Source organism: Streptomyces sp. NPDC002896 (assembly GCF_040295225.1).
Classification (GTDB): domain Bacteria; phylum Actinomycetota; class Actinomycetes; order Streptomycetales; family Streptomycetaceae; genus Streptomyces.
Map to the genome: position 1 here is coordinate 118,005 of NZ_JBEOVA010000021.1, position 23,642 is coordinate 141,646.

At 71.4% G+C, this 23,642-nt stretch carries 22 protein-coding genes; 10 read left to right on the forward strand and 12 right to left on the reverse strand.

Features of this window, described 5'->3' with window-relative positions; all coding sequences use genetic code 11:
- Positions 1-471: 471 nt before the first annotated feature.
- A complete protein-coding gene (locus ABT009_RS31830; protein WP_351302720.1) occupies positions 472-1,398 on the reverse strand; it encodes a cyclase family protein in 927 nt (308 codons plus the stop codon).
- 101 nt (positions 1,399-1,499) lie between these two features.
- Here ABT009_RS31830 and ABT009_RS31835 point away from each other — a divergent pair, with 101 nt between their 5' ends.
- Entirely contained in the window at positions 1,500-2,411 is a 912-nt protein-coding gene (locus ABT009_RS31835; protein WP_351302723.1) for an SDR family NAD(P)-dependent oxidoreductase, read from the forward strand.
- Between the two features lie 22 nt (positions 2,412-2,433).
- Complete coding sequence (locus ABT009_RS31840; RefSeq protein ID WP_351302726.1) at positions 2,434-3,483, forward strand: alcohol dehydrogenase catalytic domain-containing protein; 1,050 nt, start codon at positions 2,434-2,436, stop codon at positions 3,481-3,483.
- Positions 3,484-3,542: 59 nt separating this feature from the next.
- On the opposite strand, the gene ABT009_RS31845 is transcribed toward ABT009_RS31840, so the two are convergent.
- On the reverse strand, positions 3,543-4,616 hold the full coding sequence (locus ABT009_RS31845; RefSeq protein WP_351302729.1) for a GlxA family transcriptional regulator: 1,074 nt from the start codon (positions 4,614-4,616) through the stop codon (positions 3,543-3,545).
- A gap of 138 nt (positions 4,617-4,754) precedes the next feature.
- Between ABT009_RS31845 and ABT009_RS31850 the strand changes: the two genes are divergently transcribed.
- Positions 4,755-6,056, forward strand: a complete 1,302-nt coding sequence (locus tag ABT009_RS31850; RefSeq protein ID WP_351302838.1) for an MFS transporter — start codon at positions 4,755-4,757, stop codon at positions 6,054-6,056.
- Position 6,057: 1 nt separating this feature from the next.
- On the opposite strand, the gene ABT009_RS31855 is transcribed toward ABT009_RS31850, so the two are convergent.
- From ABT009_RS31855 to ABT009_RS31880, 6 genes are all read right to left on the reverse strand, one after another.
- On the reverse strand, positions 6,058-6,456 hold the full coding sequence (locus ABT009_RS31855; protein WP_351302732.1) for a PIN domain-containing protein: 399 nt from the start codon (positions 6,454-6,456) through the stop codon (positions 6,058-6,060).
- On the reverse strand, positions 6,453-6,722 hold the full coding sequence (locus ABT009_RS31860; protein WP_351302735.1) for a hypothetical protein: 270 nt from the start codon (positions 6,720-6,722) through the stop codon (positions 6,453-6,455). The genes ABT009_RS31855 and ABT009_RS31860 overlap by 4 nt, the downstream gene beginning before the upstream one ends.
- Before the next feature lie 91 nt (positions 6,723-6,813).
- Positions 6,814-7,434 carry a flavin reductase family protein gene (locus ABT009_RS31865; RefSeq protein WP_351302738.1) on the reverse strand — a complete coding sequence of 207 codons (621 nt, stop codon included), beginning with the start codon at positions 7,432-7,434 and terminating at the stop codon, positions 6,814-6,816.
- Between the two features lie 87 nt (positions 7,435-7,521).
- Positions 7,522-8,361 carry an enoyl-CoA hydratase/isomerase family protein gene (locus ABT009_RS31870; protein ID WP_351302741.1) on the reverse strand — a complete coding sequence of 280 codons (840 nt, stop codon included), beginning with the start codon at positions 8,359-8,361 and terminating at the stop codon, positions 7,522-7,524.
- A 301-nt stretch (positions 8,362-8,662) separates the two neighbouring features.
- Positions 8,663-10,888 (reverse strand): acetate--CoA ligase family protein, encoded by a 2,226-nt coding sequence (locus tag ABT009_RS31875; protein WP_351302744.1) that lies wholly within the window; start codon positions 10,886-10,888, stop codon positions 8,663-8,665.
- A 359-nt stretch (positions 10,889-11,247) separates the two neighbouring features.
- Positions 11,248-12,447, reverse strand: coding sequence for a flavin-containing monooxygenase (locus ABT009_RS31880; RefSeq protein ID WP_351302747.1), 1,200 nt, complete (start codon positions 12,445-12,447; stop codon positions 11,248-11,250).
- Between the two features lie 234 nt (positions 12,448-12,681).
- Between ABT009_RS31880 and ABT009_RS31885 the strand changes: the two genes are divergently transcribed.
- Genes ABT009_RS31885 through ABT009_RS31895 form a run of 3 tightly spaced genes read left to right on the forward strand, consistent with a single transcriptional unit; the run spans position 12,682 to position 14,511 of the window.
- Complete coding sequence (locus tag ABT009_RS31885) at positions 12,682-13,134, forward strand: DoxX family membrane protein (protein ID WP_351302750.1); 453 nt, start codon at positions 12,682-12,684, stop codon at positions 13,132-13,134.
- Positions 13,131-13,562 (forward strand): Zn-ribbon domain-containing OB-fold protein, encoded by a 432-nt coding sequence (locus ABT009_RS31890; RefSeq protein ID WP_351302753.1) that lies wholly within the window; start codon positions 13,131-13,133, stop codon positions 13,560-13,562. Before ABT009_RS31885 ends, ABT009_RS31890 begins: the two co-directional genes overlap by 4 nt.
- Before the next feature lie 58 nt (positions 13,563-13,620).
- On the forward strand, positions 13,621-14,511 hold the full coding sequence (locus ABT009_RS31895; protein WP_351302756.1) for a GNAT family N-acetyltransferase: 891 nt from the start codon (positions 13,621-13,623) through the stop codon (positions 14,509-14,511).
- On the opposite strand, the gene ABT009_RS31900 is transcribed toward ABT009_RS31895, so the two are convergent.
- Entirely contained in the window at positions 14,489-15,157 is a 669-nt protein-coding gene (locus ABT009_RS31900) for a pyridoxine/pyridoxamine 5'-phosphate oxidase (RefSeq protein ID WP_351302759.1), read from the reverse strand. The two genes, ABT009_RS31895 and ABT009_RS31900, sit on opposite strands and share 23 nt — an antisense overlap.
- 88 nt (positions 15,158-15,245) lie before the next feature.
- The gene (locus tag ABT009_RS31905) at positions 15,246-16,436 is read right to left on the reverse strand and encodes a thiolase C-terminal domain-containing protein (protein WP_351302761.1); all 1,191 of its coding nucleotides are present in this window, start codon (positions 16,434-16,436) and stop codon (positions 15,246-15,248) included.
- A 233-nt stretch (positions 16,437-16,669) separates the two neighbouring features.
- Between ABT009_RS31905 and ABT009_RS31910 the strand changes: the two genes are divergently transcribed.
- Together ABT009_RS31910 and ABT009_RS31915 are read left to right on the forward strand one after the other, a co-directional pair.
- Positions 16,670-17,869, forward strand: a complete 1,200-nt coding sequence (locus tag ABT009_RS31910; RefSeq protein WP_351302764.1) for an acyl-CoA dehydrogenase family protein — start codon at positions 16,670-16,672, stop codon at positions 17,867-17,869.
- Complete coding sequence (locus ABT009_RS31915) at positions 17,869-18,357, forward strand: nitroreductase/quinone reductase family protein (RefSeq protein ID WP_351302767.1); 489 nt, start codon at positions 17,869-17,871, stop codon at positions 18,355-18,357. Before ABT009_RS31910 ends, ABT009_RS31915 begins: the two co-directional genes overlap by 1 nt.
- A gap of 117 nt (positions 18,358-18,474) precedes the next feature.
- Here the strand turns inward: ABT009_RS31915 and ABT009_RS31920 are convergent, their stop codons facing one another.
- Positions 18,475-19,122: a TetR family transcriptional regulator gene (locus ABT009_RS31920; protein WP_351302770.1), complete on the reverse strand. Its 648-nt coding sequence runs from the start codon at positions 19,120-19,122 to the stop codon at positions 18,475-18,477.
- Between the two features lie 318 nt (positions 19,123-19,440).
- On the opposite strand from ABT009_RS31920, the gene kbpA reads away from it, so the two are divergent.
- Together kbpA and afsK are read left to right on the forward strand one after the other, a co-directional pair.
- Positions 19,441-20,220, forward strand: a complete 780-nt coding sequence (gene kbpA / locus ABT009_RS31925; protein ID WP_351302773.1) for an AfsK-binding protein KbpA — start codon at positions 19,441-19,443, stop codon at positions 20,218-20,220.
- Positions 20,221-20,421: 201 nt separating this feature from the next.
- Positions 20,422-22,788 carry a protein serine/threonine kinase AfsK gene (gene afsK, locus ABT009_RS31930; protein WP_351302776.1) on the forward strand — a complete coding sequence of 789 codons (2,367 nt, stop codon included), beginning with the start codon at positions 20,422-20,424 and terminating at the stop codon, positions 22,786-22,788.
- A gap of 112 nt (positions 22,789-22,900) precedes the next feature.
- Here the strand turns inward: afsK and ABT009_RS31935 are convergent, their stop codons facing one another.
- Positions 22,901-23,614, reverse strand: a complete 714-nt coding sequence (locus tag ABT009_RS31935) for a hypothetical protein (protein WP_351302779.1) — start codon at positions 23,612-23,614, stop codon at positions 22,901-22,903.
- Between the last annotated feature and the right edge of the window lie 28 nt (positions 23,615-23,642).

A 23,642-nucleotide genomic window follows, 5' to 3' on the forward strand; every position in this document is an offset into this window, starting at 1 on the left:
GCAGAGGCCGTTCAGGCAGCGCCGGGCAGGCGGAGGGCGTGCGGGTCGGGGCCCTGTAGAAGAGGCCATGTGGCGCGGGCCGTTGAGTACGCGGCGTGCAGCGCCGGAGTTTGAGCCCCTGGCTGAAGTGCGCGCAAGATCGCGCCCTTGTGCGCTCCCATGCGCGCCCCTATAAATCAGGCATAAATTACATAACACCCGACCGGGTCTTGACGTGAGGTGTCCGATTCATCACCCTTGTGGTCAGCGATTCGCGGCGAGGGGACGCCGAGGGCGTCCAACACAGGGGTCCTCGGCGAGTGCGGATCGCGGCGTGGCGCCGATACCTTGCGGGGGCACAGGGGGTGCGGTGCCGATACGCCGGAGTTGGATGGCGGTGCGCGGTTCCGTGCTCGGGGCGGGTGCAGCGCGCCGCCACTCCACCGCCTCCGCCGCACTCCTTCGGCTTCCCGAAAGCCGGGCTGTACGCGCCTACAGGATCGCGACCGGCGCCACCGGAGTGCCCGTCCCGCCCACGAACGGCTCCGGCATGGCGGACAGCAGGAAGGCGTAACGCCCTTCGTCCGCGCAGGCCTCGGACAGTTCCTCCAGATTCCAGTTCTGGCCCTGCAGCATGCCCATCTCGACCAGGTCGAGCGCGTGCACCGGCAGCCACAGGTTCTCGATCTCCGGCGGGAAGATCTCGAAGGTCAGGGTGTCGTTCGCGACCGCCGCCACGTCGCGCGCGTGGAACCACTCGGGCGTCCGCACCGAGAGCCCGGGGGACGGAAAGCTGTAACCATGCTTGTCCCCTGCCAGATACGTCTGGATCTGGCCGGTGCGTACGAGAACGATGTCGCCCGCCCGTACCGTCGTGCCCGCCAGCTCCTCGGCGGCTTCCAGGTCCTCGGGCGTCACGGCGTGACCCCCGTCGAGCCGGTCCGTGCCGCGTGCGCGGGCCACGTCCAGCAGGACGCCGCGCGAGACGATGTGCCGCGGCTTGTCGATGCCGCTGAACTCGGCGCCCGCGTGTGGTGTGACGCTGCTCGCGGGGCGGCCGTTGTAGATCTTCCCCGAGTGCGAGACATGGGTGAGGGCGTCCCAGTGGGTCCCTGCCTGCAGCCCCATCGTCACAGCGTCGTCGCTGCAGGCGACGGTGCCGGGGCCGAAGATCTCCTGGTTGATCTGCACCATGGCGTGCAGGGGGTTGACTCGGCCCGGGATCACGCCGGTCTGCACGCCGTCCTGCTTCAGGGGCAGTGCGAGGGGCACCCGGCGCCCCGTCCGGGCGCTCGCGGCCGCATCGCGTACGACCTCGTCGGTGATCAGGTTCAGCGTGCCGATCTCGTCGTCGGCCCCCCAGCGGCCCCAGTTGTTGACGCGCTTGGCGATGTCGTGGAACTCGGCCGGCAGTGACATCGGTCCCTCCCCGGGGCTTGTCTCCAGGTATCTGACGGGTCGTAGAATCGGCTCGCAACCAAATCTAACGGTCCGTCAGAAACCTCGGGAAGGGGACGGGCGTGGGGAACTTCTTGGCAGGCAAGGTCGTCGCCGTGACCGGCGCCGGACGCGGCATCGGCCGGGCGGTCGCCCTCGCCGCGGCCGCGGAGGGCGCGAAGGTCGTCGTCAACGACTACGGCGTCTCGATCGACGGCGCCGAACCGACCAGCGAGATAGCGGACGCGGTGGTCAAGGAGATCGAGTCCGCGGGCGGAGAGGCGGTCGCGGTCGCCGACGACATCTCCACGATGGCGGGCGGGCAGCGGCTCGTCGACGTGGCGTTGGCGGAGTACGGGCGGATCGACGGCGTCGTGTGCGTGGCGGGGATCCTGCGCGAACGCATGCTCTTCAACATGTCCGAGGGGGAGTGGGATCCCGTGGTGGCCACCCACCTCAAGGGCACCTTCACGGTCTTCCGCGCCGCCTCGGCGGTCATGCGCAGGCAGGGCTCCGGGGCGCTCATCGGCTTCACCAGCGGCAACCACCAGGGCTCGGTGTCCCAGGCCAACTACTCGGCGGCCAAGGGCGGCATCATCTCGCTCGTACGCAGCGCGGCACTCGGCCTGCACAAGTACGGCGTGACGGCGAACGCGGTGGCCCCCGTGGCCCGTACGCGGATGTCCGCGAACGTCCCCATGGAGCTCAAGGAGATCGGCGAGCCGGAGGACGTGGCGGCCCTCGTCGTCTATCTGCTCAGCGACCGCGCCAAGGCGGAGAACATCACAGGCCAGGTGTACACGATCGCCGGTCCCAAGATCGCGGTGTGGGCGCAGCCGCGGGAACTGCGCGCGGGCTACGCGGACGGCGCGTGGACCCCGGAGAAGATTGCCGACTTCCTCCCCGGCACGGTCGGCACGGACCCGATGCCGATGCTGGCGCGACTGGAGGAGATGGCAAGGGCGGCAGCGTCGAAGGAACGGCCGAACGCGTAGAGAGCTTGGTGAGGAGTCCACGATGCGAGGCGTGATCTTCGACGGGAAACAGACCCAGGTCGTCGACGACCTGGAGATACGGGATCCCGGGCCCGGTGAAGTGCTGGTCCGGGTCTCGGCGGCAGGGCTCTGCCACAGCGATCTCTCGGTGGTGGACGGGACCATACCCTTCCCCGTACCTGTGGTGCTCGGACATGAGGGCGCAGGTGTGGTCGAGGCCGTGGGTGTGGGCGTCACCCATGTCCAGCCTGGGGATCATGTGGCGCTCTCGACGCTCGCCAACTGCGGGGCGTGCGCGGAGTGCGACCGCGGGCGGCCCACGATGTGCCGCAAGGCGATCGGGATGCCGCAGCAGCCGTTCGCACGGGACGGAGTGCCGCTGTACCAGTTCGCGTCCAACTCGGCCTTCGCGGAACGGACGATCGTGAAGGCGGTGCAGGCCGTGCGGATCCCGACGGGGATACCTCTCACCTCGGCCGCACTGATCGGCTGCGGGGTGCTGACCGGTGTGGGCGCCGTGCTCAACCGCGCGCGCGTGGACCGCGGCGACAGCGTGCTCGTCATCGGCACCGGCGGCATCGGTCTGAACGTCATCCAGGGCGCGCGGATCGCGGGCGCCCTCACGATCGTCGCGGTGGACGCGAACCCGGCGAAGGAGGCGGTGGCCCGGCAGTTCGGCGCCACGCACTTCCTCACCTCGACGGGGGGCGTCAAGGACGTACTGCCGCACGGCGCGGACCATGCCTTCGAGTGCGTGGGGCGCGTCGAGCTGATCCGGCAGGCGATCGACCTGCTCGACCGGCACGGCCAGGCCATCCTGCTCGGCGTCCCGCCCGCGACCGCCGAGGCGTCGTTCCTCGTCTCGTCGATGTACCTGGACAAGTCGATCCTCGGCTGCCGCTACGGCTCATCGCGCCCGCAGCGGGACATCGCCCTGTACGCGGACCTGTACCGGGACGGCCGTCTGCTCCTGGACGGGCTGGTGACCACGACGTATCCGGTGGACGATTTCGCGAAGGCGGCCGAGGACGCCCGGGAGGGGCGCGTGGCGCGGGCGGTGCTGACGTTCTGAGCGGCTGTGGACGTCAGAAAGCGGCTCCGGGCGTCATGAACAGGAAGCGGTTCCGGGCCTCATGAAGCGGCCCGGTCGGTGACCAGTTGGGCGGCTTGGCTGGTGACCGGCCGGGTGGCCCGGTCGGTGGGCGGTTCGGCGGGCGGGCCGGCTGTGCGAAAGGTGCGCCGGTAGGCGGTCGGCGTGACACCGAGGGCCGCCTGGAGGTGCTGGCGCATCGACTGGGCGGTGCCGAAACCGGCGTCCCGGGCCACGTGGTCGATCGAGAGGCCGCTGGACTCCAGCAGCTGCCGGGCCCGTTCGACGCGCTGCTGCGTCAGCCACTGGCCCGGGCTGACACCGGCCTCCTCCCGGAACCTGCGCGTGAACGTGCGTACCGACATGGACTCCTGCGCGGCCATGTCGCGCAGCTGGATCGGCTCGTGCAGCCGCTCCAGCGCCCAGGCGCGTGCGGCAGCCGTGGTGGCCAGCTGCGGTTCGGGGACCGGGCGGTGGATGTACTGAGCCTGCCCGCCGTCGCGGTGGGGCGGTACGACGGTGCGGCGCGCGACCTCGTTGGCCACCGCGGTGCCGTGGTCACGGCGTACGACATGCAGGCACAGGTCGATGCCGGCGGCGACCCCGGCCGAGGTCAGCACATCGCCGTCGTCGACGAAGAGGACGTCCGGGTCGACCTTGATCTGGGGGAAGAGCCGCTGGAAGTGCTCGGCGTCGCGCCAGTGTGTGGTCGCGGGCCGGCCGTCGAGGTGGCCGGCGGCGGCCAGGACGTAGACGCCGGTGCAGATGGAGAGGAGTCGTGTGCCGGGCCTGAGGTGGGCGAGGGCGGCGGCCAACTCGTCCGTGAGCCGGCCCTCTTCGAAGACCGGGCCGAGCTCGTAGGAGGCGGGCACGACGAGCGTGTCTGCGGTGGCCAGTGCCTCCGGCCCGTTCTCGACGAGGATGTCGAAGTCCGCGTCCGTACGCACAGGGCCGGGCGGCCGGACGGAGCAGGTGACGACCTCGTACAGCCGCCGTCCCTCGGCGTCACGGGCGCCACCGAAAATGCGGTGGGAGATGCCCAGTTCGAAGGGCAGCAGCCCGTCCATGGCGAGGACGACGACGCGGTGTCTGCGGAGCGCGTCCACGGTACCCATGGCTCGATCCTAGCGAATGATGTCCTTCGGGCCACTCGATCGCGGGAGCGGGAATGACGGAAGCTCTTGTGCGTGACGCAGAACGACGTGACCCCGACAACCGCGGCGCCTGACAGCCAGGAGGAGCCGACCGCAGACCTGCCGACCCGCCCGTACGGCCCGACCGTCCGGAAGCGCACGCGCCGGCTCTCGGTGCACCGCGCCTGGTTCGTCGCGGCCGTCACCTTTGTGACGATCATCGGTGCCGCGGCCTTCCGCTCACTGCCGGGTCTTCTGATCGACCCGCTGCACCAGGAGTTCAACTGGTCACGCGGCACGATCGGCCTCGCCGTGTCCGTCAACCTCGCGCTGTACGGCCTCACCGCGCCGTTCGCCGCGGCGCTCATGGACCGGTTCGGCATCCGGCGGGTGGTCGCCGTCGCGCTGACCGTGATCGCGCTCGGCGCTGGCGTCACCGTATGGATGACGGCTGCCTGGCAGCTGCTGCTGTGCTGGGGCGTGCTGGTCGGTCTCGGCAGCGGCTCGATGGCGCTGGCATTCGCGGCCACCGTGACGAACCGGTGGTTCACCGAGCGCCGCGGCCTGGTCAGCGGCATCCTCACCGCTGCGGCCGCAACCGGCCAGCTGATCTTCCTGCCGCTGCTGTCCTGGCTGGTGGAGGAGCACGGCTGGCGCCCGGCGTCCGTGACGGTGGCGCTGGCTGCGCTGGCGGTGGTCCCGTTCGTATGGCTGCTCCTGCGCGACCATCCTGCTGATGTGGGCCAGAAGCCGTATGGCTCCCGGGAGTTCGTGGAGAAGCCCCCGCCCGTCCAGGGTGCCGCTCGGCGCGCGATCAAGATCCTGTTCTCCGCGGCACGGACGGGTCCCTTCTGGCTGCTCGCCGGTACCTTCGCGATCTGCGGCGCCTCGACGAACGGCCTCATCCAGACCCATTTCATCCCGGCGGCCCACGACCACGGCATGCCGGTCACGGCTGCGGCCTCGCTGCTTGCGGTCATCGGTGTCTTCGACGTGATCGGCACGGTGGCATCGGGCTGGTTCACGGACCGCTTCGAGGCCCGTCGCCTGCTCGCCGTCTACTACGCCCTGCGCGGCGTCTCGCTTCTGTTCCTGCCGATGCTCCTGGCTCCCACCGTCCACCCGCCGATGATCTTCTTCATCGTCTTCTACGGACTCGACTGGGTCGCCACGGTCCCGCCGACCCTCGCCCTGTGCCGCGAGCACTACGGCGACGACAGCGCCATCGTCTTCGGCTGGGTCCTGGCCTCCCACCAGGTCGGCGCGGCCCTGGTCGCCTTCCTCGGCGGCGTCGCCCGGGATGTGTTCGGCTCCTACGACATGGTCTGGTACGCATCGGGCGCGCTGTGCGCGGCGGCGGCGCTGATGGCGCTGGTGATCCGGCGGGGGCGTGCGGTGGTGCCGGCTGTGGCGGGGGTGTAGGTCATACGCGGATGACGTGGACGCCGGGGAAGGTGGTGAATCCGTCGTCTTGGGTGATGACAGGGATGCTGCCGGCCCGGGCAGTGGCCGCGATCCAGGCGTCGTTGACGCGGGCCTTGGGTAGACGGTGGCCGGACCTGACTATCTCGGCCATCATCTGCGACCAGACGGAGGCGACGATGCGGTCGGGCACGAGGATCCGGTGCCCGGCTGCTGTGCGGAGGGTCGCGAGCCGACGTGCGCGTGTTCCCTCGTCGCGGGCTGTGTTGACGCCCAGACTCAGCTCAGCCAGTGTGACGGATGAGACCCCCAACCGCCGGGGCAGCGCCGTGGCCATGGGGCGCCCCACCTCGCGGCCGACGAAGAAGCTGGTGTCTGCGAGGGCGAGTTCACCACTCACGACACGCCACCGGAGTCTCCGGAGGTGTACTCGTCCGAGCCGGAGAACAGGGCGTCGATCTCGTCCAGCATCTCGCGGTCGATGCCGCCCCCGGACTCCCAGAACCGGATCATCTCCTCAGCTGTGAGGTAGGGCTTGTCGCCCTCGATGATCTGGATCACCTCACCGTGGTCCGTGATCTCGACGGGGTAAGGACCGGCGACGAGTTGCGTCAGGCGGTGGGGCTCGTGCAGCTCGGACACGTCGATGCGTGTGGGCTTGTTCATGCCTCGAAGGTAGAGGCGCCGCCACTCTCCGTAACAGCCCCCGTCCTACGAATCACTCGCACTGATGAGCGCCATGTGCGGAATCAAGGATTCAGTCGCTCAACCGTCCGAATCGCCCCCGATGGAACAGCAGAGGGTCCCCCGGACCGTCGTCCACCGTGCCCAGCGCATCTACGCGGCCCACCACGATCAGATGGTCGCCGCCGGTGTGCACGGCCTGGATGGTGCAGTCGATCCAGGCGAGCGTCCCGGAGAGGCGGGGCGAGCCCGACGCCGGTGACGGGCCGTATGCGACGCCCGCGAACTTGTCGGCGCCGCTCACCGCGAAGCCCCGGCACAGTTCGCCCTGCTGGGCCCCCAGGATGTTGACGCAGAAGACTCCCGCTCGCGCGATGCGCGGCCAGGTGGTCGACGTACGGGCCACCATGAAGGCGACGAGGGGAGGGTCGAGGGAGAGCGACGAGAAGGACTGACAGGCGAAGCCTACTGGGCCCTCTCCCCCCTCGGCGGCCGGCGCGGTGATCACGGTCACGCCGGTCGCGAAGTTACCCAGTACGCGCCGGAACTCGGCCGCATCGACCGGTGCGCGCTCGTCGTCTCGGACCGCCCGCAGTTCGGGCCGCGGCAGTGCGTCGACGGCTCGGGCGGCGGTGGGCGCCCCGACGGACCTGAGGTATCGGACGACGGTGGCCGCCATCCCTGCGTGTCCCATCACGCCACCCATTGAAACTGACGGTGCGTCAGAAGTGAAGGCGTCGGCGACGGCAGAAGAGATTCAGCGACGGCAGAAGAGAAGGTGTCAGCGTCCCTGGTACGTCGGAGGGCGGCGCTCCACGAACGCGGCCACGCCCTCCTGCGCGTCCGCCGTCGACATGTTGATCTCCTGGGCCGTTGCCTCGGCCGCGAAGGCCGTCGCGCGGTCCGAGTCGAGGGAGGCGTTCACCAGGTGTTTGGTGAGGGCGAGGGCCCGGGTGGGGCCGGCGGCCAGCCGCTGGGCCCACTCGCGGGCCGTCTTCTGCAGCTCGTCGGACGGGACGACACGGTTGACGAGCCCGAGCCGTTCGGCCTCGGCGGCGGGGAGCGAGTCGCCGAAGAACATCAGTTCCTTGGCGCGCTGCGGACCGACGAGACGCGGGAGGAGATACGCACCCGCTCCGTCCGGCACCAGCCCGCGCCGTACGAACACCTCGATGAACTTGGCGGATTCCACCGCCAGTACGAGGTCGCAGGCGAAGGCGAGGTGGGCGCCGATACCGGCGGCCGTGCCGTTGACCGCGGCGATCACCGGCTTCTCGCAGTCGAGGACGGCCGCGATCAGGCGTTGGGCGCCGAGTCTGATGGTCCGTGCCACGTCGCCGGGGATCCGCTCGGCCGTGGAGGGCGATCCGCGCAGGTCGGCCCCCGCGCAGAAACCCCTGCCGGTGGCGGTGATCACGACGGCTCGTACGTCCGGGTCGGCGGAGGCGCCGGCGAGCAGCCGGATGATGCGTTCTCGCTGGTCCCAGGTGACGGCGTTCATGGCTTCGGGCCGGTTGAGCGTGATCCACGAGACGCCGTTGTCAGTGGCGTGCAGTACCAATGACTCGACGGATTTTTCGGGGGAGTCGTCGGAGGCTGTCGTGAGGGGGGCGTCGGTCATGCGGGAGTGGCTCCGTTCGGTGGGGCGGTGGGCTCGTGCGGGGGTGCGGGCGGGGGCACCGGTGTCGGCATGGGGCCGGGCACTGGTGCGAGCCTGGCCAGGGGTTCCGGCGTGGGTGCGGGTGCGAGCGCGGCCAGGGGTCCTGGCGTGGGTGCGGGTGCAAGTCGGCGGCGGTGCCGCTTGGGCAGGGGCGCCGGTGTGGGGCCGGGTGCAGGCGCGGGCACGGGCGGGCGCAAGGTCAGGGCCGCCGCGGGCCCCGGCCGCCGTGCCGCCGCCGGTCGCGGTGCCCGCGCGTGGAGCCTCAGCGGCACACGGCCAGCGCGTCCAGCGCCACCGCCCCCTGGCCGCGGGGCAGCACCATGAGCGGGTTGATGTCGAGCTCGGCGAGGTCGTCGCCGAGTTCGAGCGCCATCCGCTGGACGCGCAGCACGACCTCGACCAGTCCGTCCACATCGGCCGGGGGCGCGCCTCGGACCCCGTCGAGCAGGGCCCGCCCGCGCAGTTCGCCGAGCATGGCCCGTGCCTGGTCCTCGCCGAAGGGCGGCACGCGCACCGCCGCGTCCCGCAGCACCTCGACGAGTACGCCGCCGAGGCCGACGGTCACGGTCGGCCCGAACAGCGGGTCGTGCGTGACGCCGACGACCATCTCGACGCCCCGCTCGACCATCTGGCAGACGAGGACACCGTCCAGCGCGATGCCCTCGAAGCGGGCGATGTCGGTCAGTTCGCGGTAGGCGTCGCGGACCTGACTGGCCGAGGTCAGCCCGATCTTCACCAGACCGAGTTCGGTCTTGTGGCCGAGCTGCGCTCCCGAGGCCTTCATCACCACCGGATAGCCCACCAGCCCGGCCGCCCGCACGGCCGCGGCCGCGCTGGTCACCAGTTGCTCGCGGGGCACCCGGATGCCGTAGGTGCGCAGCAGCTGCTTGGCCGCGTGCTCGCTCAGCTGCCGGCCGGGTCGCATCAGCGCCCGCGCCTTGCGGCAGGCGGGGGATGCGGTGCGCGGCGCCTCGTCGAAGGGCGAGCGGTACGCGGCGGTGAACCGGTGGTGGTCCAGGTGGGCGCGCACCGCGGTGATGCAGTTCGCGAAGGTCCGGAAGGTGGCCACGCGCGAGGAGCCGAGGAGTGTCCTGCGGTAGGCGTCCTCGGTGCCGACCGGCGATCCCCAGACCACGCACACCAGCTTGTCGGTCCGTTCCGCCGCGTCCACCAGGTCCTGCGCGAGCTTGTCGCTCATCGGCGGGAAGGGGCCGGTGATCGGGCAGATCAGTACGCCCACGGAGGGGTCGTCGAGGATCGCGTCGATGATCTTGCGGCCGCGCCAGTCGCCCACGGGATGCCCGCCGTTGTCGACGGGATTCGCGACGTTCAGGTACTCGGGTATCCACTGGTGCAGCTCGGCCTGCTTCGCCTCGGAGAGCATCGGCAGCTTCAGCCCGGCCTGCACCGCCAGGTCCGAGAAGTGCGCGCCCGTTCCGCCCGAGATCGAATAGACGACGACCCCGTCGGCCCCCGGCTTGCGGGCCCGCGCCAGCAGGGCCGCGGTGTCCTGGAGTTCGTCGAGACCGTCCACGCGGATCACGCCGTACTGCCGCATCGCCGCGTCCACCACCGCGTCCGCGCCGGTCAGTTTGCCCGTGTGTGAGGCGGCCGTCCGGGCACCGGTCTCGGTGCGGCCGACCTTCACCGCGACGACCGGCACTCCGCGCCGGGCGGCGCGGTCGGCGGCGAGCAGGAAGGAGCGTCCGTCCTTGAGGCCCTCGACGTAGCAGGCGATGGCGCCGACCTCGGGTTGCTCGGCGAAGTAGGAGATGAAGTCCGCGGTCTCCAGGTCGGCCTCGTTGCCGGTCGGTGCCCAGTGGGAGAGGCGGATGCCCAGCTCCTGCAGGGCGAAGACCGGGCGGCCCTGGTGGCCGGACTGTGTGATCAGCGCGATCGCCGGGCCGTCCAGGTCGTCGCGGAACCGCTCGAAGGCGTTGAGGTTGGTGTTGGGGCCCAGCAGCCGTATGCCGGAGCGTTCCACGGCGGCGGCGAGCCGGTCCTGGGCGGCGGCACCCGCCTCGCCGGTCTCGGCGAAGCCCGAGGCGAAGGCGACCGCGAACTTCACCTTGGTCTCGGCGAGTTCCTCGATCACGGAAAGGGGGTCGGCGACGAGCAGTACGGCCAGGTCGACGTGTTCGGGCAGGTCTCTGACGGAAGGGGAGCACGGTATGCCGAAGACGGACTGACGGGTCGGGTGTACCGGGTGCAGCCGGGCGCCGACCCGCTCGGCCCAGGAGAGCAGCTGCCTGGTGATGCCCGTGTTCGGCCGCCCCTCGGCATCCGAGGCGCCCACGACGGCCACGGACTCCGGGCGGAAGAGGCGGTCCAGATCGGGTACAGCGGCGTTCAGCGGCCGGCCGCTGACATCCAGATCGTCGGTCGTCGCGGCGCTGCCGTGCACGGCAGGCGGCAGGGTCTCGCCGCAGGCCACAACGCGCGTGCGACGGGAGTCGGTGGTGAGGGTGCCGTATGTCGATCCAAGCATCGGTCCGCCCGCTCCTGTGTGACAGCCAATAACTGACGCACAGTCAGATTACGGAACTGACGCTCTGTCAGGAAGGGGTGTTACCGCGTGTGCGGAGACGGGTGTGGCGGGCACGTGATTCGTACCCCCGCGTTATTGACGTGAACCTGTCAGTAATGGATTCGGTCATGAGGGAGCGGTCAGGGCCTCCGAGGCCACGCGTTCGCCGGGCCGTACCGCGCCGTCCGGCCCCGGCCCGGGCCTCTTCGGCGGCGCGGTCGCCGATCTTCCGGCTGATCTCCGACGGTTGTGGGGAGCCGCTCGGCGTCGTATTGCCGCTCGGCGGTGCGGCGCGGTTTCGGGCGGCCCGAGGGTGGCGCTCAGTGCTGCGCCGGCGCCGGCCGCGAGACCTCGCGGGCTACCGCCTTGGCGATCTTCTCCGCGTCGATGGCCATTTCGCGGAACATCCCACTGATGGGGTTGGTGAACCCGGTGAAGTACAGGCCGCGGGCCCCCAGCGGCGTGCGCGCGCCGTGGATCACCGGGCGGCCCCGCCCGTCGAGTACGCCGAGGTGGCCGACGAGATCCTGCAGCCCCCGCGTGTAGCCCGTGGCCGCGATGACGGTCTCCGGGCCTATGCGGCTGCCGTCAGCGAGGACGACCTTGCCGTCCTCGAAGGACTGGACGGCCGCCACGGGTTCGACGCGGCCCTTGCGTACGGCGTCGATCAGGCCGACGTCCTGCACCGGGATGGAGCCCTCGTTGACGCGCGAGTACAGCCCCGTGCCGGGTCGCGGCAGGCCGTGTTCCGTCAGGTCGGGGACGCTGATCTTCGCAAGCGGCCGGGCGAGCCGGTCGACGACCGCGACCGGCAGCCGCCGCACCAGGATCCCGGTGTACTGGGCAGCCCAGCCTGCCGTGGACCGGCGCACGATGTGCGGCGCCGTGCGCACCGCGAGCCGCACCCGCGAGGCCCCGCCCTCGACCAGGTCGACGGCTATCTCGGCGCCCGTGTTGCCGACGCCGACGACCAGAACATCGCGGCCGGCGTAGGGCTTGGCGTTGCGGTAGCCGGAGGCGTGCAGCAGCTCGCCGGTGTACGAGTCGCGGCCGGGCCAGTCGGGCAGATGCGGGGTGTGGTTGTAGCCGGTGGCGACCACGACGGCGCTGCCGGTCAGTTCGCGCCCGCCCGTTGCGTGCAGCAGCCAGCCCGATCCGTCGGGGGACCGCTCCACGCGCGACACCTCGACCCCGGTGACGATCTCAAGGCCGTGGTATTCGGCGTACTTGTCCAGGTACCGGACGACGTTGTCGCGCGAGACCCACCGCCCGAAGGAGCGTGGCATGGCAAGTCCCGGCAGGGCGGAGAGCCGCCGGGTGGTGTGGAGATGGAGCCGGTCGTAGTGCCGGCGCCAGGAGGCGCCGACGTGCTCGGCCCGTTCCAGTACGACGGCTCGTACGCCCCGCGCCCGCAGCGCGGCCGCCGCGGCAAGCCCTCCGGGGCCGCCGCCGATCACGTAGACGGGGCGGTCTTCGTGGTGCGGCACCGAGGGGTGTGCGGGGGCAGGCGAGTCGGTCATGGGCGGGAGCGTATCCGCGTTGTCCCTGGAAGGGACCTGGTCAATGCGGAAACCGATTGCGAATTGATCACGGGCGTCAACCGCATTCGTTCGAGTCACCTGCCCCCGGCTCCGGCTCATCGCGGACGCCGTCAGGGCTCTTGCCAGCGGCCGCTCTATGCGCTGAACTGACGTACCATCAGATTGTTGGAGAGTGCCGTGCGGCAGCGGCCGGCAGCGGGAGGAGCCCGTCCCATGGAGTCGATCTGGCGCAGCGGCGCCGAATGGCTCGCCGTGCTCCGCATCGGACTCGGTCTGTGGTGGCTGGAGAGCTGGCGGCACAAGGACAAGAAGGGCTGGTTCGAGCGGGGTACGGGGATCGCGTGGGCGGCGGACGTCGCCGCGAAGCACAGGTGGAACGCGGTACGCAGCGGCTTCGACACCATGGTCGCGCCCCGGCCCAGGGTCATGGCGTATGTCGTCGTCTACGCCGAACTCGCCCTCGGGCTCGGTCTGGTCCTCGGCTTCCTCACTCCGATCGCCCTGGTCGGCGGCCTGCTGCTCAACGTCCTCTACCTCGTCCTCATGATCCATGACTGGGCCGAGCAGGGGCAGAACTCGATGATGGCGCTGATCTCGCTCGTCGCGCTTTTCGGCATGTCCTGGCAGACCTGGTCCCTCGACAGCGCGATCGGACTCTTCGGATGACTCAGACAAGCGCAGCCGCGCGGTTCGACCTCCCGGAACCGGACGCCTTCACCCGCCCCTACTGGGACGCGGCGGCCGAGGGGCATCTGCTGCTCCGCCGGTGCCGTGCCTGCGGCCCCGCCCACCACTATCCCCGCGAGTTCTGCCCGCACTGCTGGAGCGAGGACGTCGGCTGGGAACGGGCGAGCGGCCGCGCCACGCTCTACACGTGGTCCGTGGTCCACAGGAACGACCTGCCGCCCTTCGGTACGCGTACGCCCTACGTCGCCGCGGTCGTGGATCTCGAGGAGGGACCGCGGATGATGACGGAGGTCGTGGAGTGCGAGGAGGGGGCGCTTCGGATCGGGATGGGGCTCGAGGTGGTGTTCCGGGCCCTGGCGGGCGGGGACTTAGTGGTGCCGGTGTTCCGGCCCGCGGTGGCCGGGTAGGCAGGTCGGACCCTGATATTCGTTTCCGCCGCCCCCGCGGTCCGCGTCACCATGAGGCATGACCGCACCCTCGTATGACGTTGACGTCGACTGGCAGCTGACCCACGACCTTGACGGCTTCATGGGCCGCGCCGGGGACTTCCTGCGCGCCGATCCCGTCCTGCATACGGTGCTGCTCACCGTCACCGAGAGCCTGCGCGGGCGCGGCCTTCACATCTACGGCGCGGGGGACCCGCTGTTCGGCACGCTCGCGGTACGGGGTGAGGTCGCCGGCGCCTTTTTCTGGACGCCGCCGTTTCCGGTTCAGCTCACATCCGTCCCGGCGGAGGCAGCCGCGGCGCTGGCGGAGCGGCTCGCCGACCGGACCGCGGATGTGCCCGGGGTGGCCGCCGACCCGGCGACCGCCGACGCGTTCGTCACGGCCTGGCAGAAGCGCACCGGCGCGGTCCCCAGTGTCGGCCTCCGCCAGCGCCTCTACCGGCTCGACAAGCTCACGCCGCCCGAGCCGGCACCGCCCGGCCGGGCCCGGGTCGCAGGCGCCCAGGACCGGGAACTGCTGAAGCGCTGGCACACCGAGTTCAGCGAAGCCGTCGGCGACGGGCCCGGCACGGACGCGGGCGAGTGGGCCGACAGCCGGATCGCCTACGGCGGCGTCACGCTCTGGGAGACCCCCGACGGCACCCCGGTCTCCATGGCGGGCGCCACGCGGCGTATCGCGGGCATGGTCCGCGTAGCCCCCGTCTACACCCCGCGCGAGCTGCGCGGCCGCGGCTACGCGGGTGCCGCCACCGCCGAGGTGAGCCGTGCCGCGCTGGCCGCGGGCGTCGACGAGGTGCTCCTCTTCACCGACCTCGCCAACCCCACCAGCAACGCCCTCTACCAGCGCATCGGCTACCGACCCGTGCAGGACTCCACCGTCTGCCTCTTCACGGCCACAGCAGCTGCCTGACCCAGCCCGACCCCGGCCCGGTCCTGCGGTACGTGAGCCGGACGTGCCGCCGCCGCTCGTCGCCCTGGAAGAACTCCACCTCGTCCGGGGCGACCCGGTACAGCGTCCAGGACGGGGCCGCGGCGTCCGGTTCCCGCTGGGCGCGGTCCCAGGCCGCCTCCGATGTCCGCCTCAACTCATCGGCAGACTCCAGGACTTCGCTCTGGTGGCCCACCAGCGCCGCCGCGAGCGCGCCGGTCGAGCGGGCGTGCAGGTCCGCCTGGCTCTCCTCCGAGGGCGCCACCGTGACAGGGCCGCGCAGACGGATCTGGCGGCCCTGGACGGGCCAGTAGAACCCGAGGGCCGCATACGGGCGCGCGGCCAGTTGCCGGCCCTTGCGGCTGGTCGCGTGGGTCGCGAACGACCAGCCGTCCGCGTCCGCCCCGTGCAGCATCACCGTGCGGACGTCGGGAAGCCCTTCCTCGTCCGCCGTCGCCAGTGAGACGGTGTGCGGCTCGGTCTGGCCCGCCGCCACGGCCTCGGCGAACCACTGCTGGAACAGCGGCAGCGGTTCCGCGGGCGCGGCGGACGGGTCGAAGCCGGGCAGCTCCGTGTCCCACACCCGCAGCGACCTCAGCAGCTCGTGAAGATCCGTATGCGTTCCCATGCGCCGAGTATCGCCCCTGGCACTGACAGCCCCAGCACTGGCAGCGCCCGCCAGGAAGCACCGGCAGGCCCGGCAGCCCGGGCGGCCCTCAGCCCCGTCCCAGCACCACCGTCCCCGACGAGCAGAACCACCCTCCCGTCCCGGACGCCACGGCAAGCTGCGGCAGGCGGCCCCCGGACCTGCGTACCTGCCGCTCGCCCGCCTCGCCGCGCAGCTGCCGCACGGCCTCGACCAGCAGGAACAGGCCGCGCATCCCGGGATGCTGGGCCGCAAGGCCGCCTCCGTCGGTGTTCACCGGCAGGTCGCCCGTCAGCGTCAGCCGGCCCTTCTCGACGAACGAACCGCCCTCGCCCTTCGCGCAGAAGCCGAGGTCCTCCAGTGTCACGAGGGTCATGTACGTGAAGGCGTCGTAGATCTCGGCCACATCGATCTCCTCCGGCCGTACGCCCGCCCGCTCGAAGGCGAGCCGGCCGCTGACCGCAGCCGGAGAGACCGTGAAGTCCGGCCACTCCGACATGGTGGTGTGGGAGACGTGCTCGCCGGTGCCGAGGACCCAGACGGGTGCGGTGCGGCAGTCGCGCACGTACTCCTCGGCGGCCAGCAGGACGGCCGCGCCGCCGTCGGAGCGTATGCAGCAGTGCAGCTTCGTGAACGGGTCCGCGATCAACGGGCCGGACAGGACGTCGTCGACCGTGATCGGGTCCCGGAACATCGCGTCGGGGTTGTGCGCGGCATTGGCGCGCGCCTGTACGGCCACCGAGGCGAGCTGCTCGAGCGTCGTGCCGTACTCGTGCATATGGCGGCGTGCGGCCATCGCGTACTTCGAGATCAGCGTGTGCCCGTACGGCACCTCGAACTGGAGGGGGCCGCGCGCGCCGAAGGACAGGTTGGAAGTGCGGCGGCCCGCCCGGATGTCGGCGCGGGCCGTCGAGCCGTACACGAGCAGCACCGCGTTCGCGTGCCCGGCCGCGATGGCGTCCGCCGCATGGGCCGCCATGACCTCCCAGGTGGAGCCGCCGACCGAGGTCGAGTCGACCCAGGTGGGCCGCAGGCCCAGATACTCGGCCACCTCGGTGGGTGCGAGGGTGCCGAGCCCCGCGGAGGCGAAGCCGTCGACGACCTCGCGGCCGAGCCCGGAGTCGGCGAGGGCCCGGCGGGCGGCCTGGGCGTGCAGGGCGTAGGGCGTGGCCTCGTCGACGCGGCCGCACTCCGAGAGGGCCGTGCCGACGACTGCCACCTTGCGGGTCCCGGCGGCGCGGAAGGTCGCTGAACCTGGCATGAATCTGACGGTACATCAGATACGGGAGGTGCCGGGAGGGTTCGCTCTGTTGCTGTGCATCCGTGGTCTGCCCCTGGGCATCCCGGTCCGTCCCTGCGTATTCGCGGTCCGTCCCTGTGCATCCGTGGACGGCAGCCCTAATATGACGGCCCGTCAGATCAATCTCAATGCTGGATGACTGCTCAGGTCCGATCGGGTTCGGCATGGATCCGGCCCGGGGAGGAGCCTCGCCGATGGACGCCACCTTCACCGCCGAGCAGGACGAGTTCCGCCGCACCCTGCGAGAACTCCTGCTCAAACGCTGCGGCCCGGATGAGGTGAAGTCGGCGGCGCGGGCGGACGCCGGCTACGACACCGCCTTGTGGACCGCGCTCTCCGAACAGCTCGGCCTGCCCGGGCTCGCCCTCCCCGAGGACCGCGGAGGGATGGGCCGCTCGGCCACCGAACTCGCCCTCGCCTGTGAGGAGTCGGGCCGCGCCCTCGTGCCGTCCCCATTGCTCTCCACCGCCGTCCTGGCGGGCCCGCTCCTCCTGGCCCTCGGCACGGAGCGGCAGCGCGCCGAGCTACTGCCCCGTATCGCCGCGGGCGCGCTCACCGCGACCCTCGCCGTCCCGGGTGCGGGTCTCGCCACGGCCCTCGGACTGACCGGGGACAACCGCGGCGACTGGGCGGGCGGAGGCCGCGCCGGCGGCGTACAGGCGCGGCGGGCGGGCGGGGGATGGCGGCTGTACGGGCAGGCCGAGCAGGTGCTGGACGGCCACAGCGCCCGCCTGCTCCTGGTGGCCGCCCACACCGGAGGCTTCGCCCGCTCCCGCACGCTCCTCTTCCTCGTACGGGAGGGCGCGGCGGGGCTCGGACGCACCCGGCAGACGTCGCTGGACGAGACGCGGCCGCAGGCGCGTATCGAACTACGTGATGTCGAAGCGGAGTTGCTCGGGGAGGAGGGTGTCACCAGTCAGGCCGACGTGGCCGACGCCCTGGCCGCCGTCGGGGACACCGCCGCCGCGGTGATCGCCGCGGAGGCGGTGGGCGCGGCCGACCGGGTGGTCGAGCGGACCGTCGAGTACGTGCGGCAGCGCGAGCAGTTCGGCCGCACGGTCGGCTCCTTCCAGGCCGTCAAGCACCGGCTGGCCGACATCTACGTACGGGTGCGGGCCGCGCGCTCCGCCGCGTACTACGCGGCCTGGGCGGCCGCGGCGGACAGCGGGGAGCCGGCCGTGGGAGGCCTGGCCCTCGCGCAGGCCCTCGAGGCGCTGCGCACGGCCGCATCGGAAGCCGTGCAGCTGCACGGCGGCATCGGTTTCGCCTGGGAGCATGACGTGCACCTCTACTTCAAACGCGCCTCGGGAGACGAACTGCTCTTCGGCCCGGTGCACCGGCTGCGGGCCCACGCAGCGGAGCGGTCGGGGCTCTTCGAGGAGGTCGGCCTCTGATGTCTGCCGCAACCTCGGACACCCCCGCCCTGCGTCTCCTGCAGAAGGTCTCCACCTCGCGCGCCTTCGTCAGGCTCGCGCCGTACTTCGTCCCCGCCATGGACCTCGCCGTGCACCGGCTCACCCGCGGAAAGGTGCAGCTCAGCGCCCGGATGCTGCCGGGCCTCGTGCTGACGGCGCGTGGCGCCAAGAGCGGACTGCCGCGGCGTACGCCCCTCGCCTGTATGCCGGAGGCGTCCGGTGACTGGATCGTGATCGGCTCCAATTACGGCCGACCGGACCACCCGCTGTGGACGGGGAACCTGCTCGCCCATCCTGACGCCGAGATCAACTGGAGGGGGCGGGACATCGCGGTGACGGCGCGGCTGCTGGAGGGGGAGGAGCGGGCGCGGGTGTGGCGGGAGGCGCTTGCGTTCTGGCCGCCGTACGGGCTGTACCAGGCCCGGGTGAGCAGGGAGATCCGGGTATTCCGGCTTACGCCTCGGTGACGACCGCGGGCTCGCTCCGGGCGCCCACTGCCTCCGGACGACCGCCCCTCAACACAGCAGGCGGCAGATCACCCAGGTGATCTGCCGCCTGCCTGACAGGACTTCGGTTGCCCCGGGCTACCGGGTCGGCTTCTTCCCGGTGATGCCGAGGTGCACCAACAGCGCGAGGCTCGGCTTCAGTTCGGCTTGTTTGACGCCCCAGGTCTGGAAGCCCTTCTGGTGCGAGGCGACCGCGGCGAGCATGGCGACGAGCGAACCCGCGATCGCAGCGGGGCTCAGCTCCTTGTCGACCTTGCCCTTGGCCTGGAGCTCCTTGACAGTCTCGGTCAGTGAGTTGTTGACGGAGTTGAGGATCTTCATCCGGATCTTGTAGAAGCGTTTGTCGCCCTCGGCCGCGCCCAGATCGACGACCCGGAGGATCGCGTCGTTCTTGCGCCAGAAGTCGAGGAAGCCGTCGACCAGGTCCTGTGCTGTCTGCCAGCCGGCCTTGCCGACCCAGGAGCGGCCGGCGAGGAGCTCGGTCAACCCGGCGCCCTCCGCGGCCATTTGCTCGGCGATCTCGAGGACCGCCCCCTCCACGTCCGGGAAATACTGGTAGAAGGTCGCGGGCGAGGTGCCCGCCTTCCGGGCCACATCGATGACTTTGACGTCCCGATAGGGCGACGAGCTGAGCATTTCACTGAGGCACTCGAGCAGCTTCTGACGCGTCGCCTGCCCGCGTCTTCCGGCCACACGGCCGTCAACGGTACGTACTTGTCCTGTCATGCCGTCAGCTTACCGAGGGGTGATCGGAGCGCGATTCGGCCGACTGCAAATGGGGCTGGCGGCCTCTGCGGGCGTGTGTCCCGCGAGGTCTCGTGCGCCAGTGGATGCCCGGGTACGGGGGGATATGCACAAGTGTTATCAACAGCCTGTGGACAAGATCGGTGGATGAGAAATTGACCAAGTGTTCGAATCAATCCCCTGCGGGCGCCGTGAGCGGCCATTAGCTTATGTGTGACGGACGCCACACATGTGTGCGGCGGCGCCACACATCCGCGCCAGGCGGCGCCACAGAGAGAAAAAGAGGGGCAGGGCGGGCTCATGGGCGAGAGAACCTTCACGGAAGGCGTTCCGTGCTGGGTGGACGCGATGCTCCCCGACGTCGAGGCGGGCAAGCGCTTCTACGGCGAGATCTTCGGCTGGACCTTCGACGAGGGCGCGGGCGCGGAGTACGGCTACTACACGCAGGCGTACAGCGACGGAAAGAACGTGGCGGCCCTCGCGCCCAAGCAGGACGGCCGCATGCCCACCGTCTGGACCGTCTACTTCGCCACCCCCGACGCGTTCTCGCTCGCCGCCCGCATCCGGGACGCCGGCGGGCAGCTGGTCGTCGAGCCCATGCCGGTCGGGCCCTTCGGCACCATGGCGCTCGCGGCCGACCCCGAAGGCGCCGTCTTCGGGCTCTGGCAGGGCGGCACCCACACCGGCTTCGAGAAGCAGCAGGAGCCGGGGTCCTTCGTCTGGACCGAGGTGTACTCACGCGACAAGACGGTCGTCGACCCCTTCTACGAGACCGTCTTCGGCTACGGCGGATTCGACCTCGAGGACGCCGGCGTCGATTTCCGCACCTGGTCGCCCCGCGGCACGGAGCCGGGGCCCGACACGGCGATCGGCGGCCGGAGCGTGATGTCCGGCGCCTTCCCCGTCGAGATGCCGTCGCATTTCCTCGTCTACTTCAACGTCGCGGACTGCGACGCGACAGCTGATGCGGTTGTCCGTCTTGGCGGCCGCGTCCAGGCGCCACCCTTCGACATCCCGTACGGCCGCATGGCTGTTCTCATGGACGACCAGGGCGCGGCGTTCGCGGTGCTCCAAGACTGAACGGGTGCTGACCCGGCGCCGGGACGGCGGCCGGTGCAACAAGGGATACGTTTTGCCCTGAGACACCCCGAAGCGGCCCCGGGTTCGCAACCGGTGCCCAAGAAAGGAAGAATCAGGGTGCGCGGCACCGTGGCGATCCGGGGTGAGACGCTGCGCAGTGGCTGCCGCGGTCGCAGCCGCGTACGGGGAGGTGGCAGGGAAGTGGTGGATCAGCTGACGCAGCATGATCCGAGGCGGATCGGGCCGTTCGAGGTGCTGGGCCGGCTGGGTGCCGGGGGCATGGGGCTGGTCTATCTCGCACGGTCGGCGTCGGGTCGGCGCGTGGCGATCAAGACCGTCAGGACCGAGCTCGCAGAGGACCAGCTGTTCCGCGTCCGCTTCACCCGCGAGGTGGAGGCGGCCCGGGCCGTGTCCGGCTTCTACACGGCCGCGGTCGTGGACGCCGACCCGCGCGCCGCGGTGCCCTGGCTGGCCACCGCCTACGTCCCCGCCCCCTCGCTCGAGGAGATAGTGAACGAGCACGGGCCGCTGCCGGTCCAGGCGGTGCGCTGGCTGGCGGCCGGAGTCGCCGAGGCGCTGCAGTCCATCCACGGCGCAGGGCTCGTCCACCGCGACCTCAAGCCGTCGAACGTGCTCGTGGTCGAGGACGGGCCCCGTGTCATCGACTTCGGCATCGCTTCGGGCGTCTCCAACACGCGCCTGACCATGACGAACGTCGCGGTCGGCACCCCCGCGTACATGTCGCCGGAGCAAGCCAAGGACTCCCGCAGCGTGACCGGCGCGAGTGACGTGTTCTCGCTCGGCTCGACCCTCGTCTTCGCCGCCACCGGGCACGCGCCCTTTCACGGCGCGAACCCCGTCGAGACGGTGTTCATGCTCCTACGTGAGGGCCCCGACGTCGAAGGACTGCCCGACGAGCTCCGTCCGCTCATCGAGTCCTGTATGCAGATGGAGGCGAGCGCCCGCCCCAGCCCCGCCGACCTCCAGGCCCAGCTCGCACCGCATCTGTTCGGCCCCGGCTCGGACGACAGCGGTACGGCGTCCGCGTGGCTGCCCGAGCGTGCGGTGGCCCTGATCGAGGCCCGGCGCAACGGCCGCCCGCCCGTGAGGAGCAGCGGCTCCGGGCGCAGCGGCGGACGGGGCGCAGCGCCCGCGGTTCCGCCCAGACCCGAGCACGCCCCGGGGCCTGCGCCCGCCGTGAGCGGCGACGGCGGCTGGACGGGCGGCCCGGCCCCCGACGCCGGACCCGTACGCCTTCCTGGCGCGCAGGTGCCGATCGGGCCCGGCCCCCGCGTGGCCGACGTCCGAGCGGCCGCCGTCAATGCGCCGCCTGTCGCCGCGGGCCTCGCCGCCTCCTGGTCGCGGGCCGGTGCCGCGGTCAACGGTGCTCCTGCGGTGCCCGCGCCCGCGACGGCGCCACCGCCGGAGCCCGAGGCGGGGGCGCCCTGGCGCCCCTGGCGGTTCCGGATGTCCAACGAGGTGTGGGGGACGCCCGTCGTCGCCGGCGACCTCGTGTACGTCACGTCGTTCGAGGTGCACGCACTCGACGTCGGCACGGGCCGGCGCCGGTTCAAGACGCGGGACGTCGCCTGGTCGCTGGCGGTGGCCGAGGGCCGTATCCACGCGTCGGACGGCCCCACGCTCCTTGCGCTTGACGCCCGCGAGGGCTCCGACCTGTGGCGGCTGCCCGTCAACGGATGGGTCTACTCGCTGAAGGCCGACCGCGGCACCGTCGTCACCGCGACGCGCGGCGGCGGCGTCCAGGCCTGGGAGGCCGCGAACGGCGAGAAGCTGTGGGAGATCACCGGCTGCCAGAGCGACTTCGAGAACCCGGAGGCCGGGCCCGTCGTGCACGACGGGACGGTGTACGTGTGGAAGGACGCGCGACTGCGGGCCCTCGAGGCGCGCACCGGCGAAGAACGCTGGTCGTACCCGATCGGCGACGCCGCGTCCTGCGGGGGCGTGCCGGTACGGCTCACGCAGGCGGCCGACGGCCACGTGTACATCTCCGCGGGCACCCGTGTCCTCGCCGTCGATGTGGTGAGCGGCCTTGTCCGCTGGCACTTCGAGGCGCCCGCGGTGTTCCTGAGCCCGCCCGCCTACGCGCCCGGCCCCGCGGTCACCGGCGGCGGGGTCTACCTGGCCGACTACCTCGGCACGGTGTACGCCCTGGACGCCACGGACGGCCGCGACCGCTGGCGCATCGCCACCGAGTCCCGGTCCTCCGTGGACCCCGTGCTCGTCGCGGACGGCCACGTCCACGTGGGCAGCGGCAAGGGCCTGTACACGCTGGACGCGGTGACCGGCACCCCGAAGTGGCGTTTCCAGGCGGGCGGCGACGTGGTCGGCGCCCCCGCCGTCGCCGAGGGCCGCATCCACTTCGGCTCGACGGACCACCTGCTGTACGCCCTCAAGGCGGACGACGGCCGCCTGCGCTGGAAGCTCGCCACGGGCGGCGAGATCACCGGCTCGCCGGTCGTACAGGACGGCGTCGTGTACGCGTGCAGCAAGGACCGCTGCGTGTACGCACTGGATGCGGAGAAGGGGACGGGGACGGCGCGGGGGTAACCCCGCGCCGTCCCCGAAGTCGCCCTGACGGGCTCGTCCTCAAACGCCGGACGGGCTGAAAATTCAGCCCTTCCGGCGCTTGAAGTGCTCGGACGGGTGCCCGCCTGACCGATCAGGTGTGGTCCGGCGGCCGCCGCCAGATCGGACGCGTCGGCTCGTCCTGGGCGGCCGGACGTGCCGGTTCCTCGCGGGCCGGACGCGCGGGCTCGTTGCGGATGGGGCGCGTCGGTTCATCGTGGGCCGCCGGGCGCGTGCGTTCGCCGTATACCGGGCGTGCCTGTGGCGGCTCCTGGGCCGGGTACGCGTGCTCGTCCCGGGGCTGATCTCCGGGGGCCCGGGAACCTTCAGCCGTGGTCGGGGGTTCCGCAGCTGCCGGCGGTGTGGTCCGCCGCCTGCGGCCCCGGCGCCGCTTGCGTCCCGGCATCACCAGGGACGCGAGCAGCAGCACCGCGCCGCCTCCGACCGCGCCCAGGACACCCGTATCAAGCCCGGGACCGGCACCGCCGACGGTCAGGCTGCCCTGGGCCAGCCCCAGCCGCACCATCCACAGCACGGCGAAGCCCAGGACGATCAGTCCCGCCAAGGCGACCAGACCGCGCGAGCGCAGCGCGATCCCGACCAGCGCTACCACCGCCGCGACGACGAACGGCAGGAAGAGCGAGCCGAACAGCTCGGCCCTCACGGCCGTGACGCCGGTGCCGGAGAACAGCTCCCCGAGGCGGTACTCGCGCCCGAGACGGCCGTCGTACCAGACACGGAAGGGGCTCCAGACGGCGGCCGTCGCTCCGATGAGAGCGAGCACGGACCCGAGGACGTTGCGGACCATCGCAGGCCTCCAGCAGCTCTCGATCACG

Coding starts and splice junctions, on each gene's coding strand:
- ABT009_RS31830 (WP_351302720.1), bottom strand. CDS start 1,398: ATGTCACTGCCGGCCGAGTTCCACGACATCGCCAAGCGCGTCAACAAC.
- ABT009_RS31840 (WP_351302726.1), top strand. CDS start 2,434: ATGCGAGGCGTGATCTTCGACGGGAAACAGACCCAGGTCGTCGACGAC.
- ABT009_RS31845 (WP_351302729.1), bottom strand. CDS start 4,616: ATGGGTACCGTGGACGCGCTCCGCAGACACCGCGTCGTCGTCCTCGCC.
- ABT009_RS31860 (WP_351302735.1), bottom strand. CDS start 6,722: ATGAACAAGCCCACACGCATCGACGTGTCCGAGCTGCACGAGCCCCAC.
- ABT009_RS31865 (WP_351302738.1), bottom strand. CDS start 7,434: ATGGGACACGCAGGGATGGCGGCCACCGTCGTCCGATACCTCAGGTCC.
- ABT009_RS31870 (WP_351302741.1), bottom strand. CDS start 8,361: ATGACCGACGCCCCCCTCACGACAGCCTCCGACGACTCCCCCGAAAAA.
- ABT009_RS31875 (WP_351302744.1), bottom strand. CDS start 10,888: ATGCTTGGATCGACATACGGCACCCTCACCACCGACTCCCGTCGCACG.
- ABT009_RS31880 (WP_351302747.1), bottom strand. CDS start 12,447: ATGACCGACTCGCCTGCCCCCGCACACCCCTCGGTGCCGCACCACGAA.
- ABT009_RS31885 (WP_351302750.1), top strand. CDS start 12,682: ATGGAGTCGATCTGGCGCAGCGGCGCCGAATGGCTCGCCGTGCTCCGC.
- ABT009_RS31890 (WP_351302753.1), top strand. CDS start 13,131: ATGACTCAGACAAGCGCAGCCGCGCGGTTCGACCTCCCGGAACCGGAC.
- ABT009_RS31895 (WP_351302756.1), top strand. CDS start 13,621: ATGACCGCACCCTCGTATGACGTTGACGTCGACTGGCAGCTGACCCAC.
- ABT009_RS31900 (WP_351302759.1), bottom strand. CDS start 15,157: ATGGGAACGCATACGGATCTTCACGAGCTGCTGAGGTCGCTGCGGGTG.
- ABT009_RS31905 (WP_351302761.1), bottom strand. CDS start 16,436: ATGCCAGGTTCAGCGACCTTCCGCGCCGCCGGGACCCGCAAGGTGGCA.
- ABT009_RS31910 (WP_351302764.1), top strand. CDS start 16,670: ATGGACGCCACCTTCACCGCCGAGCAGGACGAGTTCCGCCGCACCCTG.
- ABT009_RS31915 (WP_351302767.1), top strand. CDS start 17,869: ATGTCTGCCGCAACCTCGGACACCCCCGCCCTGCGTCTCCTGCAGAAG.
- ABT009_RS31920 (WP_351302770.1), bottom strand. CDS start 19,122: ATGACAGGACAAGTACGTACCGTTGACGGCCGTGTGGCCGGAAGACGC.
- kbpA (WP_351302773.1), top strand. CDS start 19,441: ATGGGCGAGAGAACCTTCACGGAAGGCGTTCCGTGCTGGGTGGACGCG.
- ABT009_RS31935 (WP_351302779.1), bottom strand. CDS start 23,614: ATGGTCCGCAACGTCCTCGGGTCCGTGCTCGCTCTCATCGGAGCGACG.